13 protein-coding genes and 1 other RNA gene are annotated in these 15674 nt (G+C 41.3%); 3 read left to right on the top strand and 11 right to left on the bottom strand.

From position 1 onward, the window contains the following. Positions 1 to 747 precede the first annotated feature (747 nt). Positions 748 to 2148 (top strand): peptidoglycan-binding domain-containing protein, encoded by a 1401-nt coding sequence (locus CK510_RS00890; protein ID WP_095719884.1) that lies wholly within the window; start codon positions 748 to 750, stop codon positions 2146 to 2148. Between the two features lie 260 nt (positions 2149 to 2408). On the opposite strand, the gene CK510_RS00895 is transcribed toward CK510_RS00890, so the two are convergent. The 6 genes from CK510_RS00895 to groL form a co-directional block, all read right to left on the bottom strand. Continuing rightward, positions 2409 to 3416 (bottom strand): Gfo/Idh/MocA family protein, encoded by a 1008-nt coding sequence (locus CK510_RS00895; protein ID WP_095719885.1) that lies wholly within the window; start codon positions 3414 to 3416, stop codon positions 2409 to 2411. A 111-nt stretch (positions 3417 to 3527) separates the two neighbouring features. Next, positions 3528 to 4241 carry a ribonuclease III gene (rnc, locus tag CK510_RS00900; protein ID WP_095719886.1) on the bottom strand — a complete coding sequence of 238 codons (714 nt, stop codon included), beginning with the start codon at positions 4239 to 4241 and terminating at the stop codon, positions 3528 to 3530. Positions 4242 to 4624: 383 nt separating this feature from the next. Next, positions 4625 to 5081, bottom strand: an RNA gene (gene rnpB, locus CK510_RS00905) — RNase P RNA component class A. 51 nt (positions 5082 to 5132) lie between these two features. Continuing rightward, positions 5133 to 5840 (bottom strand): hypothetical protein, encoded by a 708-nt coding sequence (locus CK510_RS00910; RefSeq protein WP_095719887.1) that lies wholly within the window; start codon positions 5838 to 5840, stop codon positions 5133 to 5135. A 95-nt stretch (positions 5841 to 5935) separates the two neighbouring features. Continuing rightward, positions 5936 to 7090: a magnesium/cobalt transporter CorA gene (gene corA, locus CK510_RS00915; protein WP_095719888.1), complete on the bottom strand. Its 1155-nt coding sequence runs from the start codon at positions 7088 to 7090 to the stop codon at positions 5936 to 5938. A gap of 487 nt (positions 7091 to 7577) precedes the next feature. Then, on the bottom strand, positions 7578 to 9281 hold the full coding sequence (groL, locus tag CK510_RS00920) for a chaperonin GroEL (RefSeq protein WP_095719889.1): 1704 nt from the start codon (positions 9279 to 9281) through the stop codon (positions 7578 to 7580). 363 nt (positions 9282 to 9644) lie between these two features. Between groL and CK510_RS00925 the strand changes: the two genes are divergently transcribed. Further along, complete coding sequence (locus CK510_RS00925) at positions 9645 to 10772, top strand: MraY family glycosyltransferase (protein ID WP_095719890.1); 1128 nt, start codon at positions 9645 to 9647, stop codon at positions 10770 to 10772. Positions 10773 to 10958: 186 nt separating this feature from the next. On the opposite strand, the gene CK510_RS00930 is transcribed toward CK510_RS00925, so the two are convergent. Genes CK510_RS00930 through fabG form a run of 3 tightly spaced genes read right to left on the bottom strand, consistent with a single transcriptional unit; the run spans position 10959 to position 12224 of the window. Next, on the bottom strand, positions 10959 to 11168 hold the full coding sequence (locus tag CK510_RS00930; protein WP_095719891.1) for a type II toxin-antitoxin system HicB family antitoxin: 210 nt from the start codon (positions 11166 to 11168) through the stop codon (positions 10959 to 10961). Then, entirely contained in the window at positions 11168 to 11416 is a 249-nt protein-coding gene (locus tag CK510_RS00935; protein ID WP_095719892.1) for a type II toxin-antitoxin system HicA family toxin, read from the bottom strand. Before CK510_RS00935 ends, CK510_RS00930 begins: the two co-directional genes overlap by 1 nt. A gap of 40 nt (positions 11417 to 11456) precedes the next feature. Then, positions 11457 to 12224 carry a 3-oxoacyl-[acyl-carrier-protein] reductase gene (gene fabG / locus CK510_RS00940; RefSeq protein WP_095719893.1) on the bottom strand — a complete coding sequence of 256 codons (768 nt, stop codon included), beginning with the start codon at positions 12222 to 12224 and terminating at the stop codon, positions 11457 to 11459. 180 nt (positions 12225 to 12404) lie between these two features. Here fabG and trxA point away from each other — a divergent pair, with 180 nt between their 5' ends. Beyond that, positions 12405 to 12722: a thioredoxin gene (gene trxA / locus CK510_RS00945; protein ID WP_095719894.1), complete on the top strand. Its 318-nt coding sequence runs from the start codon at positions 12405 to 12407 to the stop codon at positions 12720 to 12722. Positions 12723 to 12870: 148 nt separating this feature from the next. Here the strand turns inward: trxA and prmA are convergent, their stop codons facing one another. Both prmA and serA read right to left on the bottom strand, forming a co-directional pair. Then, a complete protein-coding gene (prmA, locus tag CK510_RS00950) occupies positions 12871 to 13791 on the bottom strand; it encodes a 50S ribosomal protein L11 methyltransferase (protein ID WP_095719895.1) in 921 nt (306 codons plus the stop codon). A 243-nt stretch (positions 13792 to 14034) separates the two neighbouring features. Further along, on the bottom strand, positions 14035 to 15615 hold the full coding sequence (gene serA, locus CK510_RS00955) for a phosphoglycerate dehydrogenase (RefSeq protein ID WP_095719896.1): 1581 nt from the start codon (positions 15613 to 15615) through the stop codon (positions 14035 to 14037). Positions 15616 to 15674 lie beyond the last annotated feature (59 nt).

A 15674-nucleotide genomic window follows, 5' to 3' on the forward strand; every position in this document is an offset into this window, starting at 1 on the left:
TATAAATTTATAGTTAAAATTACTAAAAGAACTAGCGAAATCACTTAGAATATAAAATTATAGAGACCAGCAAATACACAGTAAATATCTTTCAATAATCGGCAATAAAGTGACGCATTTGACTAAAGTCGGTGGTATATTGCGTTGTAGTTGTTTTCTTTTAGAAAATAGGATGCAGGAGAACAAGAGCGATAAATCAACCGTTCACACTTTGCGATAAGCGGCAAAATCTGACTGGGGGATACATCCCACAGCAAAGTTTCGCGAACTTAATGCCTACGGCATATCGCAGGGACTTTAGCATCCTGTAATGTTATTTTGATTACGAGTGATTTTCCTGCAAACAAAATTTTAATTGTTACCGGAAAACAACTACACGGACGTGATTCTAATCATTAAGTGCAGACATTACGAACCCCAACTTAGAGTGTTCCAAGTAAAAAAGTGCCCAATTGTCATGCTGAATGGAGCGAAGCGCAATGAAGCATCTCTGTCTATTACATAGCGACTCAGGATCAACAGTTGGATCATTTATTTCTTGGATTACTCTTACTCTTTTTCGGATGGTTTAATCCTTTAGGTTTAGTCCTTTAAATCAGGTATCTCGCTAGAAATACCTATAGCGAGGAAATACTTTAATATTAGAACTTTTCTCAACAGAACCTCTCTATTCTCCTGAGAAAGTTCTTGCCATCAACTTCTCACACGACAGGGAATTTATCTAACCAAAACTTGCTTGATAAAACTATGGAAAACACAGCTTATCTTCATATGACTTCAGCCGACAACGACGTATCCACAAGCACTGAGACTGTTTCTGAGCGGGTTGGTTTAGCGTTCTGGAGTTGGAAGAAGTTGTCCTTATGCGCGGTGATGCATTTTTTACCCGTAGCTTTGTCACTATCTATTGTTAGCATTGCGGGACAAACTTTAGCAGCAAAACCAGGAACTGGAGGTGCTGAAGTAAGTAATATTCAACAATGCTTAAAACGCTTAGGTTACTTCTCAGGACCAGTAACAGGCAACTACGGACCACGTACTCAAGATGCTGTTGCTAGATACCAAAGAGCAAATCGACTACCTGCAATTGGTTCTGTCGGTCCTCAAACACAAAGATTACTGCGATCGCAATGTAATGCAAGGGGTACAAATCGTCCTATAGCCCGTAATCCAGTTAACAATACAAGCGGTGTTCTCAAGCTTGGTAGTCGAGGTGTCGCTGTAAGCAATCTCCAGCGAAATTTACTACGCTTGGGTTATTTTAACGGTCCAGTTAATGGCACTTTTGGACCCCAAACCCAGCAAGCAGTAATTTTATTTCAACGTCGGAATGGGATTACAGCCGATGGAACCGTTGGTAGCAGAACCCAGAACACAATTGTAGCTCTAATCAATCCCAATCCTGGGAATAACGGCTTTGGTGGAGATAGCTTACCAAATGCTTTAAATTTCGGTGACAGAGGTCCATTAGTACAACAGTTGCAACAAAATTTGCAGCGCTTAGGTTTCTTTAATACAACACCTAACGGAAATTTCGGACCTGCAACCCGCAATGCAGTAACTAGATTCCAAAGCCAAAATGGAATTATTCCCAATGGGATTGCTGACTCGCAAACTTTAAATAGAATTACTCAAGCTCTCGCTTCCAATCCAAATAACCCCAATAATCCCAACAACCCTACAGATGGTTGTTCTGTTGCCCAAGGAGAACTTTGTGTGGGAGAACGTAGCCAGCGCGTAATTGTTCTACAACAGCGTTTGCAGCAATGGAGAGTATACGGAGGTAACGCAGATGGATTTTATGGACCATCCACCAGGGATGCAGTAGCGCAATTCCAGCGTGCATCGGGATTACCCATGACAGGTTTTGTCGATTTCCGTACTTGGCAAGCATTAGGCTTTTCCAACAACACGACTCCTCCCAATGTCCAAAAACCTACTGCTGAAAACCGTTATATAGTCGTTGTTCCCATCTCCGCTAACGACACCCTTAACCGTGTCCGTCAGTTACTTCCCCAGGCATTTTCAGCACAATCCCGCAGAGGTGATTACGTCAACGCAGGTGCATTTGTAGAACGTTCCGATGCCCAAAGACTCAGCGAACAACTGCGCGATCGCGGTTTCGATGCCAGAGTTGAGTATTTTTAATTAGATTCAGTAATATTACGTAGGTTGGGTTAGGCACATGCAAATATTTGAGAATAACGAATAATACATAATGTGCCGTAACCCAACATAAATATTTTTTGTTCTACTAATAAACCCAATTAGATTAAGCAACTAAACAAAATTTGCTATTAATTTATAGTGCTTTAATAATCGAGTCTCTTCTTCCGCAGATACAGCACCACTAAAAAGATATCCCTGCATCAGTTCGCAGTGCGATCGCTTGACTTTCAAGACAGTCGCTACAAAACTACAACTGAGATTCCACCTTGATTTAAAGATTCACTCAAAGCTGTGAGAATTTGCACTAGCTCAGTACCTACCCTCCCTGATGAAATAACAGGAGAAGTATTTGCTTCCACACATTCAAGAAAGCACTGAAAAACTTTCTTCAAGGGTTCAGCTTTTTCTAATTCCAATACTTGCTGACTTTGATTAATGGGAATATAGCTATTTCCCTGTACCTCAAATTCTCCTTTCAATAGGGTCAATGGAGCATTAACCAACATTTCATCAAAAATCAAGCTTCCCTGGCTCCCAACTACACCCAGCCGTCGCTGCTTATCATTATTTAACCAGCACAAATGAATATATGCTTCAAATCCACTGGGATAAGTAAGTGTAGCCCAAACTAAATCGGATACCCCTTGCAACCAAGTTTTACCCGTCGCCTGCACTTTCACTGGAGATTCCCCAATCCATGTATTAAAAATTGCAATATCGTGAATTGCTAAATCCCAAAGTGCATCAACATCTTGACGAACTGGTCCTAGGTGAGTACGAGTCGCATATCCGTAGCGTAAATTACCTAACTCCCCCGACTCGATAATGATTTTACCCCTTTCCACTACGGGATGAAACAAATAAGTGTGATCCACCATGAGGATACGCTGTTGCTGTTCTGCTAAATCGCATAATTCTCGGCATTTCCTAGGATCAATAGTCAGAGGTTTTTCAGCAAGAACATGCAATCCCCAGTGCAATGCATCAGCAATCAATGAGTAATGGGTTGCTGCGGGAGTTGCAATTATGACTCCATCAAGTTCAGGCAAATTTTGTAATGCTTGCCATTCAGTTGTTAGCAAAACATCATCGCTTAGTTTATATTGCCTTTTGACAACTTCCAAGCGTTCTCGATTAGGTTCTACTACTGCGGCTAAATTTACCTGCGAATGTTCTGATACAACCCTTAACCAGTGGACTCCCCAACGTCCAACTCCAATTACGGCTATATTAATTTTTTTGGTCATTAGTTAGTAGTTAATAGTTAATAATTAGTAGTTATTAGTTATTAGTTATACCCAATACCCATTAACAACCTTATTGATTATTAACTAACATATTCTAAATTTGGCTCAGTATTATTGCTGAGGCGGCAACCCTAAAAATGCAACTTTTGCTGCGGCTTGTTCGGCAGTTTTGATTGAGCGTCCTTTGCCTTGACCGAGTTTTTTGCCGTGCAACCAGACTTCTGCATTAAAACGGTCTTCGTTGTGTTGCGCTTGCTGAATTTCGATAACTCGGTATTCTGGTAATACTTTATACTGTCCCTGCGTCCATTCTTGAAGTGCGGCTTTATAGTTAAGTCGGGCTGGATCGAGGCGAATTTCGGCTGCAAGTTCGTTGAAATGGGGGTCAAGCCAAGGACGAATGAGGTCAAGATTGTTGGTACTGAGATAAAGGGCACCAAGTACCGCTTCAAATGAATCTGCGAATCGTGATTCTTGACCAACTTGATCGGTGGTTGCACTACCAGCGACAAGTAAATATAGTTCTAAACCATAGGAACGGGCGAGTTGTGCGAGAATGCGATCGCTCACTAAAACCGAACGAATCGCCGCAAAATCACCCACTGAACATTCATAATAATTATCCCACAACACAACAGCAGCAACCAAGCGCACAACTGCATCACCAACAAACTCCAGTTGCTCGTAATTTGCCGATTCTGATACTGTTGGATGGGTCAACGCCATATCCAGCAAATCCCACTTAATGGGTGCTTCTAATGGGAGACCAAATTTTTTGACCAAATTTTCAAGCTGACGCTGACGGCGTGGGTACGCAAGAGACATTATTATTTATTGGGAATTGGGCATTGAGAATTGAGAATTGGGAATTGGGAATTGGGAATTGGGCATGAGTGTTTTAATTAATTAGTCAAAACAAGTCAAAACAAAGGATAAATAACCCAATCACTTTCTAAAGGACTTCCAGAAAATAAAATACCCCGATTATATAATTATCAATCGTATCATTCGTAGGGGCTGGGTGAGTCCACTTGGCGGTGTCGGCTTCCGTCCCCGAAGTTTGCTCAACGCGGGGAACCCGCGCACGCAACTTCTCTTCGCCAAAGTGGCGTTGGCGAAGCCTGCGCTTTGCGCTTACCCGAAGGGTATCCCCCTTATATATTGGGACAATTTATTTGTTGGTGTTCCCTAGCCAATAAAAAATATAAGGAGAGAGTCGGACATAAGCCGGGTTCTGTTATTGCCTGTAAAACGTTACAAGTAACACTTTACAAAACAATGGCGGTTATCTATCTGGGATGCCTGTTACCAGAACACCTCTAGCGGCTCAATTTGCGGAACTGGTAAAAGACCAACCATAGTTCCATTACCTTGCTTCCAACCGGGGTTTACCGAGCCAGCACCTCTCGATGCTGCTGGTGCGCTCTTACCGCACCTTTGCACCCTTACCAAACTACGTTATAAGTTATGAATTATTAGTTATGAGTTATTAATTCCTAACATTTAACTCCTAACTCCTAACTTTACTTTGGCGGTATCTTTCTGTGGCACTATCCTCGCGATCGCTCACACTGGACGTTATCCAGCAGGTTTGGTCTTTCAGAAGCCCGGACTTTCCTCAAACTTGTCATTTACGACTTATCTGCAACCACCTACACCTACTCTCTCCCACTATCTAGTTTAATCTTTAGATGGCATTTAGACTCCAACTTTTAATTATCTTCTTTTGTTCCAAGGCAAAGCGTAGGTCCAAGGTAGTTTTTTGATAGTGAAGGGACAATTAACAATACACATAGGTGGTTTATTTACACCAGGGCTAAGTCCAACACGTACTTCTGACAATCTCAGTACAAGTTGCAACGAAAATTCTAAGGTTACTTCTTCATTCATGAATTTTTTGTATAAAATTCGATTAGCTTTGACGGGATTTTTTTCTAAGCCTTTGATATCAACAATTGGCTTTTTAGTGTTATAAACTCCGCTTTCTTTGTCACGCTCAAATGTATTTTCGGAAGTAATTGTTGTCGTAAGTGTTTTTTCTGGTGCTACCAAACCGGGGCTTTGGGGCACAGCTAAGTCACGGGTGATATCAGGAGATTTCCGAATCACTCGCATCGATTGCTTATTATGTTTAATTACTATGGAACTATTATCCCAATCAACATAAACTGCAAGATTTTTAGACTTATTCTCTACAAACATTAATACTTCTTTTAAGTCTTCTAATCCGTGTGTGGGAGCTAGCTTAAAGTTAATTCCTACATCATCAAATATATTCTGCTCTTTGAGTTGCTCATCAACTGATGCCTTATTGTAGGAAAAATTGATTTTGTCATCGATGGACTCAATCATGCGATTGATTGTATAAGATATACCGATGATATAGAAGGTTAAAATTAGTAAGTTATTGTCACCTGCTCGCATATTTTTAAGTTTTTAACTCCTCACGAATAATTTATTTTGTAAGTTATTATAGGTAATCGATAATTGGTGATATTTAACAATTAACAATGAACAACTTACTTCATCTTTTTAATTGAAGAAGGATTTTCTAACCAACCGTATCGCCAAAAAATGAACAGCAAAGTTAGAGCTATGGTTCCCATCACTGCCAAGCACAGGGGATACCCCCAATACCAATTCAACTCTGGCATATTATGCGGTGATTTCTCCGTATTAAAGTTCATTCCATAAACACCTGCAATAAAAGTTAGAGGAATAAAAATGGCAGAAATAACTGTGAGCAGTTTCATAATTTCGTTCATTTTATTGCTTACTGCTGACATGTAAACATCCATTAAACCAGCTCCTAGTTCTCGGTAAGTTTCAACCATATCCATCACTTGCACGGTGTGGTCATAACAATCCCGCAAATGAAACCGAACCTCCTCACTAATTAAATCGCTACTATCTCTAATCAATGAATTTATAGCATCGCGCTGGGGCCAAATTGCACGTCTTAACTGCAATAATTCACGTCGAACTTGATATATATTCCTGAGAGTTTCGCGAGTCGGCTTCGCAATTACTTCTTCTTCTAATTCCTCTATCCGCTCGCCATATTTTTCCAAAACAGGAAAAAAACCATCAATGACTGCATCTAAAAGTGCATAAGCCAAATAATCAGCACCGCGTTTACGAATTACTCCTTTACTGTTTTTAATTCGATGACGTACAGGTTCAAAACAATCATATTCAGGTTCTTCTTGAACTGTCAGTAAGTAATGTTCTCCTAGTACAAAACTCACTTGCTCACTATAAAAACCGCAAGTGAAATCTTTAGGTACAACCATACGGGCAATGATTACTAGCTGTTCCTCATATTCTTCTATTTTGGGACGTTCTGACATGTTAACTATATCTTCTAGAACTAAATGATGTAGCTTAAATACATTACCTAAAGTCTGTAAAGTCTCTAGGCTACCTAAACCTTGAACATCAACCCAAGAAACTGAATGTGTATCCAAAAAATCCTCACATTCATCGGCAGAAATATTACTTTTATCGACATAATCTAATTCGTTATAATCTATTAAACGGATTTGCGGAAGTGGCGAATTAGCTCGAACATTGATTGTCCCTGGTAGTTCACCAGGTTGATGATAAAATTCGTTATCATCTGTTTTCTCTACAGTTAGAAAATGTGTTTGAGGACGGCGATGTTTTCTTTTCATGCAATTTACATAATATGTTCATTTGTGATTTATATTAAATATTTTGCCCAATTTTAAATTTTAGACAGAGAATTTGGCAATTTAATTATAGGATTGAATTAATTAAAATACTCAATCTGTAATCTGGCAGACTTAGTTAAAAATACAGCCATATTATATTACCAGCCTTGTACTGATTTGGGATTTACAATTTTAGGTTTACAAATTAAGATTTATAGCACTAAATTATAAAACTAGCACCACCTTCCCTATTTGTATCAGTGTTGCCAGTAAAGTCAATATTTACGAAATATTTGCGGAAAATCAGCAGTATTATCAAAAATTAGATAAAAAAGCAGTTTGTCGTACTTGAACAAACTGCTTTATAAAAATTTACAAATAACTAAACGCGATATGCCAGAGGCATTAAGCTCCGCTTATCGCATGTTTTTGCCATGTACCGGAAGCATTAAGCTCCCTCACTAAGGGCTATGTGTTCAGCTTGATACTACATCATGCCCATGCCGCCCATACCACCCATTCCCATACCGCCCATGCCACCCATGCCACCCATGCCACCCATGCCACCCATGCCGCCCATGCCGCCCATATCAGGGGCACCACCAGCAGGTTTTTTCTCAGGCTTTTCAACGATGACAGCTTCGGTAGTCAGAACCATACCAGCAATCGAACCAGCATTTTGGAGGGCAGAACGCACTACTTTTGCAGGATCGATAATACCAGCAACAATTAAGTCTTCGTATTCCCCTGTAGCCGCGTTATAACCAATATTTAAACCGGTTTCGCGAACGCGGGAAACTACCACCATACCCTCAACACCAGCATTATCAGCCATTTGACGTAGGGGTGCTTCGAGACTGCGAGCGATGATATCAGCGCCGATTTTTTCGTCTTCGGTGAAATTTTTCTTGATATCATCAACTTTTGTCGATAAGTAGATTAAGGTTGCACCACCACCAGGAACAATACCTTCTTCAACTGCGGCTTTAGTCGCGTTGAGTGCGTCTTCAATCCGTAATTTCCGGTCTTTCAGTTCGGTTTCGGTTGCCGCACCAACTTTAATTACAGCCACACCACCAGCCAATTTAGCGATGCGTTCTTGTAATTTTTCTTGATCGTAATCGGAATCAGTTTCTTCAAGTTGCTTGCGAATTTGAACGATGCGCTTTTGCACCTCTTCCTGATTTTCGCCAGCAGCAACAATGATAGTACTTTCCTTATCGATTTCGATTTTACGAGCAGTACCCAACATTTCCAAAGTTGCGGTTTCCAAGTTCAAACCAATTTCCTCGGAAATTAATTGTCCTTGGGTTAACACAGCGATATCTTGGAGCATTGCTTTACGACGTTCGCCAAAACCAGGAGCTTTGATTGCAGCTACATTTAAAACGCCACGAGCTTTATTCACAACCAGAGTCGCTAGTGCTTCCCCTTCAACATCTTCAGAGATAATTAGTAACGGCTGACCTAAACGGGCAACTTTTTCGAGAACCGGAACTAAATCTTGAATGCTGCTGATTTTCTTGTCGGTAATCAGGATGCGAGCATTTTCAAACTCAACCGTCATCCGTTCGTTGTTGGTGATGAAGTAGGGAGAAATATAACCTCGGTCGATTTGCATCCCTTCCACAACTTCGAGTTCGGTAAAAAGAGATTTGGATTCTTCAACGGTGATCACACCATCTTTAGTCACCTTTTCCATCGCTTCGGCAAGCATTGCCCCGACTTCTTCATCATTCCCAGCAGAAACCGTAGCAACTTGCGCGATCGCACTACCTTCGACTGGTTTGGCAATTTTAGCAATTTCCGCTACTAAAGCCTCAATGGTTTTATCCATCCCGCGTTTAACTGCAATCGGATTGCTACCAGCAGCAACATTTCGTAAACCTTCTTTAATCATTGCCTGTGCCAAAACCGTCGCAGTTGTGGTACCATCACCAGCAACGTCTTTGGTTTTAGAAGCTACTTCTTGCATCAATCGCGCCCCAGTATTTTCTAGGGGGTCTTCCAATTCAATTTCCTTAGCTACGGTAATCCCGTCATTGACAATCTGAGGAGAACCAAATTTCTTTTCTAAAAGTACATTACGACCTTTGGGACCCAACGTAATTTTCACAGCATCCGCCAGAGCATTAATCCCCCGTTCGAGGGCACGCCGAGATTCTTCCTTAAATGCTACAATCTTTGCCATATTTTCGTTTTTAACTCTATACAATAGACAATTTAGCACTCAACGGCGAGGAGTGCTAATTCGTAAATACCGTCAAATTAATTTTGGATTGTGGATTTTATAGTTAGCTTATCTGTCTGATGTTCTAGAAGAACCGCTACGCGATAAGCGGAGCTTAATGCGGTCAGCTTATCGCATCTTTGTGGATTAACCCTGAAGAAGGTTTAAAACCTTTGAATAATTTGGTATTTTGTCGGCATCGGCATCGGCTTCTGCCAGCTTATTGTTTAGCCTAAAATTCGCTCAGATACAGATAAATTGAAAAAAAATGATTAATATACATTTGAAGCTCGCGGAAAACCACAGTAGTTATTGAGTCGGGAGATGGATATACAAGGATTTCTTCAATCTCTCGGAATTGCCAAACCTAGCGGTTCCGGCTGGTTAGCGGTAGTGTTTACCTTTTTATTAGCTTGGCTGGTTACATGGCGTTTAATTCCCACAGTTAGAAAATTTGCTCTACGTGTTGGTTGGGCTGACCAACCCAACGCTCGACGACTAAACCGTGAACCTTTACCAAATGCAGGAGGGTTAGCTATTTACACTGGCGTAATCGCTGCAATGGTATTGGCTAGCTGGTTACGACCAATTGAAGTTCAAAGTGTATTAATTCAAGTTTTAACTATTTTACTGGGAGGCTCAATACTCGTATTAATTGGTTTTATTGATGACCAATTTGGCTTACCCTCCTCAGTAAGACTACTTGTCCAAGTCCTGACCGCCTTGTTACTTGTGGCTAACAAGATTAACATCGAGGTGACAATTGGAACCCCTATTGACTCAACCCTCTCAGTTTTAGTGACGGTGTTGTGGGTAGTCGGAATCACCAACGCCATTAATTTAATGGATGGGATGGATGGCTTAGTGGGAGGGGTAGGATTTATTACCTCAATGAGCTTACTTGCTGTATCTGCCCAATCATTTAACCGTGCTGCCGCAACACTTGTGTTAGCTGCTTTGGCAGGTGGGGCACTCGGCTTTCTGCGCCACAATTTTTACCCCTCACGGATTATTATGGGGGATGCGGGTGCGTACTTCTTTGGTTATGTGCTTGCTGCTACGGCGATTTTAGGCAAACTTCAAGCATCGACAATTTTTGCATTAGTGCCCCCAGTTTTGTTTCTCTTGCTGCCTGTACTCGACACTACCCAAGTTGTGGTAAGGAGGTTGATGGCAGGTAAAAATCCGATGAATACCCCCGGAAAAGACCATTTGCACCATCGTTTGCTGGCATGGGGTTTATCCCAGCGACATGCGGCAATAACTTTGTGGGCGATCGCATTGGTTTCTAATTTGGTGGCAATGTACTTCCAGCGTTTGACTTCAGTGCAGATACTGGTGACAGCTATTGTCATTATTCTGCTGTTGGCGTTTACTGTTTGGCAGCGAATTCGTGCCTTACGGATGACAATTCCAGAAAAAGATCGGGTGACGGTAAAGGAGGGAGAATAGGGTTAATTTTGTGAGGTGCGATCGCATAATTGAACTGCGATCGTACTACTTTCTCTTTGATAAATAGGTTCAATTTCGGTTATTGGAAGCGAACACTCGATCTAAATTTTGAAGTATCTTCTAAATCGATAATAATTCTTTTGATGTATTTGAATCTGGTACTAACCAATTGGCAACCAACATTATTCATGAGGCTTCCACATATTCGCACAAAGTAGTTGATTCGGGAATTGGCAACCCTTCTTCCCGTAATCCATCCAAATGAAAAGCGATCGCTTCTTTAATTTGTTGGTTAACTTCTTGAATAGTTGTACCAGTCGCGACACATCCAGGTAAATCTGGCACGTAAGCTGAATAGTTGTTTGCTGCTTGTTCGATTACTATTGCATAACGCATTAGTTATTCTCCTCTTCTTTTTTCTCTTCTGTTGGTAGTGTTTCTTCGCTACTTTGTATGTCCCCTTTTAACTGAGCTTGTTTCAAAATACTATTTAAAGTTCCTGGTGCTAAATAATCAGATAATTTTCCTGGAACTGTTACCAAACCCGATTTTGCATTGTGCTTATATTGACGATGGCTTCCCCTAGTTCTCGCAAGATACCAATCATCTGCCTCTATTAGTTTAATCACTTCACGAACTTTCATCTTACCGTTGAGATTCCCCCTTGTCCCCCATTTCTCCTTCCTAAGCCATTACCATGCCACCATCGACGTTAAATACTTGCCCGGTAATATAAGCTGCGGCTGGATCGGCTGCTAAAAATCGTACCATTCCCGCAATATCTTCCGGTTGACCAAAACGGGCTAGGGGAATGAATTTTAAGATTTCTGCGGTGTTGCCGAGTTCGCTGGTCATGTCGGTCGCTATGAAGCCAGGAGCAACAGCATTTACTGTGATACCACGGGAAGCTAGTTCCTTGGCTACGGTTTTTGTAAAACCAATTACCCCAGCTTTAGCTGCGCTGTAGTTTGCTTGTCCAGGATTACCCATTTGCCCAGCAACGGAGGTAATGCTAATAATCCGACCAGAGCGCTGTTTGAGCATGATTTTACTAACTGCGCGAGTGCAAAGAAATACACCAGTGAGGTTGAGGTCTATCACGGCTTGCCAGTCTTCTGGTTTCATTCTGAGTAGCAATGCATCGCGAGTTATACCAGCATTGTTAACTAAAATATCAACGCGACTAAATTTTTCCATAACCGCACTAAATAGTGCGTCAACTTGGTCGGCTTTAGAGACATCAGCTTGAAGCGCGATCGCAATTCCTCCTGCTTGGGTAATGGTATCAACTACTGCATCTGCAGCACCACTAGAAGCAGCATAATTAACAACGATAGTCGCACCCTGCTTGGATAATTCCAGTGCGATCGCGCGTCCAATCCCTCTCGACGCACCTGTTACAATCGCAACTTGACCCCGTAATGTTTGCAAGTTTTCTGGTAGCAGTTCCATTGAAGACTCCTCACAATTTTTAATTAACACGCAAATTTATATTACAGGTTAATGGGCATTGGGTATTTGGTATGGAAATTACAAGTTACGAATTAAAAATTTCTCTTTTCCTTTGTCCTTTTCCCCTTTTCCCCAACTAAGATTAAAGACGAACTATAACCATAGATTAATCGGTGCTATATGGCTACGAAAAAGCAATTTAACAGTTTTGAAGAAATGCTTGCTAATTCTGATGTGCCCGTGCTGGTGGATTTTTATGCTGATTGGTGCGGACCTTGTAAGATTATGAGTCAGGTTTTAGAGCAGGTCAATGCTCAACTCCAAGGTCGGATGCAGGTTGCCAAAATTGATACTGAAAAATACCCGCAGTTAGCAACCCAATATCAAATTTATGCATTACCAACATTGGTTTTATTTAAACAGGGTCAACCCGTAGATAAAATTGAGGGTGTTATGCAAGCTCCAGATTTAGTACGACATTTGGAAACTAAGCTTTAACTTCAATTTACATATATTTAGAATTAGGGTAGAGCAAAAATAAATTATCTTACCCAAATTGATGTAGGGGTGGGGTTTTCCCGCCCTCACTCATAAATGATAGGGTTGATGTGCTGTAATTAGCACTTTTTCGCAAAATCCAAAAATCCTAAGAACGCCGTACATTTAAACAACACCATTCTTTGCGTTTCCAGAGCGTTGCGACTATCCAACCATGTTTTTCTAAAGCATCGGCAACAGATTTAGATTGTTCTACCAAAACTCCGCTAAAGATACCCCAAGTCGAAGGCTTTGCGATCGCGCTTATTTGCGGCACTAAACTAATAATTACATCGGCTAAAATATTACAAACAATGCCATCCACTGGCTGTTCGAGCATTTTTACTAAAGCTTCAACGCTTCCCTCTCCAGCAATTATCCGCTCGGCTGCTATCCCATTCAGAATACGGTTTTCCATAGTCGCTTTTACTGCCAAAGGGTCAGTATCCACACCATAGGCTTTCTTTGCACCAAGTAAAATAGAACCGACGCAAAGGATACCAGACCCACAACCAATATCCGCAATTACCGCATTATCTTCTTTAGTATTACCGCTTTGAAAAAATGAATTATAATCACTGAAACGCATTTCTAACGCTTCTAAGCAAAGTTGTGTTGTTGCATGATTCCCTGTGCCAAAAGCAACACCAGGGTCAAGCTTAATTAGCAAACGGTCTGAGTTTTCTGGTGGTGGTAGCCATGCTGGATTGATTAAAAAGCGATCGCCTATTTCTTGGGGATGCCAATATTGTTTCCAACTGCTTGCCCAGTCTTGCTCATCAATTAAATTCCACTGCAATTCAGGTTCAACGATTCCGAAGCAAAGAGCATCCTGTCGCAGCCACAAAGATAATGCTGCTAAATCGAGTAAATGGACTTTAATTTGCGGCAAATAAGCTTTAACGACACTAGAATCACCTTTCCGCTCGCTAGCGCTTCCCTGGCAGCCAAAATTTTCTAACCGCCAAAAAACCGATTCTTCCAGTTCAGTCTCGCAAAAAATCTGTAATTCCCACCAGGTATTAGACACAAAAATAAAGTTAAGAGTTAGGAGTTGGAAGTTAGGAATTAAGATTTGAAAGTTAGGAGTTGAAAGTTATAAATTAAGAATTGGGAATGAAGAATGAGAAATCCAACACTTTAATTCTTAACTCATCACTCCTAACTATACTAAAAATTGATTAGAGCTTTACTTTTAAATGAAGTAAAAAACTCTGAGATACTTCCTTCGTCAGTATGACAGAAGTTTATTTTTTAGTCGTTTTTAGTATATTTAAAGTGTTACCGTATACGCATCTCGAATACCGGGTACTTTAATAATTTCAGCTAAAATACCATCGGGTAAAGGGTCATCAAGACTGAGTGTCATTACCGCATCGCCACGGACGATTTTACGACCCACCTGCATACTAGCAATGTTGACATTAAAGCTACCCAAAAGGGAACCTAATTTGCCAATAATCCCTGGCATATCGCGGTGTAGGGTAAATAGCATGTGCTGGCTGGGGGGAACGTTGATGGGGAAACCATCAATATTAGTCAGGTGAATTTCACTATCACCTAATAGTACACCAGTTACCGCATGGGTTCCTAAATTCCCCGTCGCTTCCAAATGCAATGAACCACTGTAATCGCGAATCGAGGCATCGCGGGTTTCAATCACACGAATACCTCGTTCTTTAGCTTCGATGCTGGCATTTACGTAATTAACTCGTTCGCGCAATGCTTGATGTAATAACCCTTTTAAACTGGCAATGACTAGCGGTTGACTTGTGTTAGTCGCAAGTTCACCTTGAAGACGGATATTGAGTAATTCTACTCGACCACCAGCAAGCTGTCCGACTAATTTACCCAAGGTTTCCGCAAGCTGCATATAAGGCTTGAGTTCTTCTAGTACATCTGGTCCAAGTCCAGGGATATTGACAGCAGAACGTGCGGGAAGTCCTAATAATACATCGCGAATTTGCTCGGCTACGTCGATTGCCACATTAACTTGAGCTTCGGCAGTGGATGCACCTAAGTGGGGTGTGAGGATGATTTCCTTACCGATGTCCCGTAATTTTGACTCTCCCAGGGGTTCGGATTCAAATACGTCGATTGCCGCACCTATGATTTGCCCTGATTTGAGAGCATTAGCAAGTGCATCTTCATCGATAATACCGCCACGGGCACAGTTAATAATGCGGGCATTCGGTTTCATTTTCGCCAGTAGTTCAGCGTTAATGAGGTGTGTCGTTTCCGGTGTTTTGGGGATGTGGAGGGTAATATAATCGGCTTGTTGAGCCAATAAATCCATATCCACAAGTTGACAACCGATTTGTTCGGCTCGTTCGGTAGAAATAAAGGGATCAAAAGCGAGTAACTTCATCCCCATTGCCTTAGCAACAGCAGCAACGTGGGAGCCAATTTTACCTAAACCGACGATACCCAAGGTTTTTTTATAAACTTCCGTACCCACAAAAGTTTTGCGATCCCATTCACCACGTTTTACCGAAGCATTGGCATCGGGAATGTGGCGAGATAAGGCTAGCATCATTGCGATCGCATGTTCGGCTGCTGCGATCGTATTACCTTCTGGTGAATTAACAACCACAATCCCATGACGAGTTGCTGTGGGAACGTGAACGTTATCAACACCAACACCAGCACGACCTATAATTTTTAAGTTCGTACCAGCTTCAATTATTTCTTGAGTAACACGAGTACCCGAACGAATCATTAGCGCATCGTATTCACCAATGATACTAATGAGTTCTTCTGGTTTTAAATTTGTTTTTACATCAACTGTAGCGACTTGGGATAAGATATCAATCCCAGCCTGGTCAATTGGATCGGAGACGAGAACCTTAGACATGATTACTTGATTTTAAAGCTTGAGGTTTAAAGCTTGAGTTAATTTTTGGGCAAGACTCT

Origin of the sequence: Brunnivagina elsteri CCALA 953, from assembly GCF_002289455.1 — a bacterium.
GTDB classification, from domain to species: domain Bacteria; phylum Cyanobacteriota; class Cyanobacteriia; order Cyanobacteriales; family Nostocaceae; genus Brunnivagina; species Brunnivagina elsteri.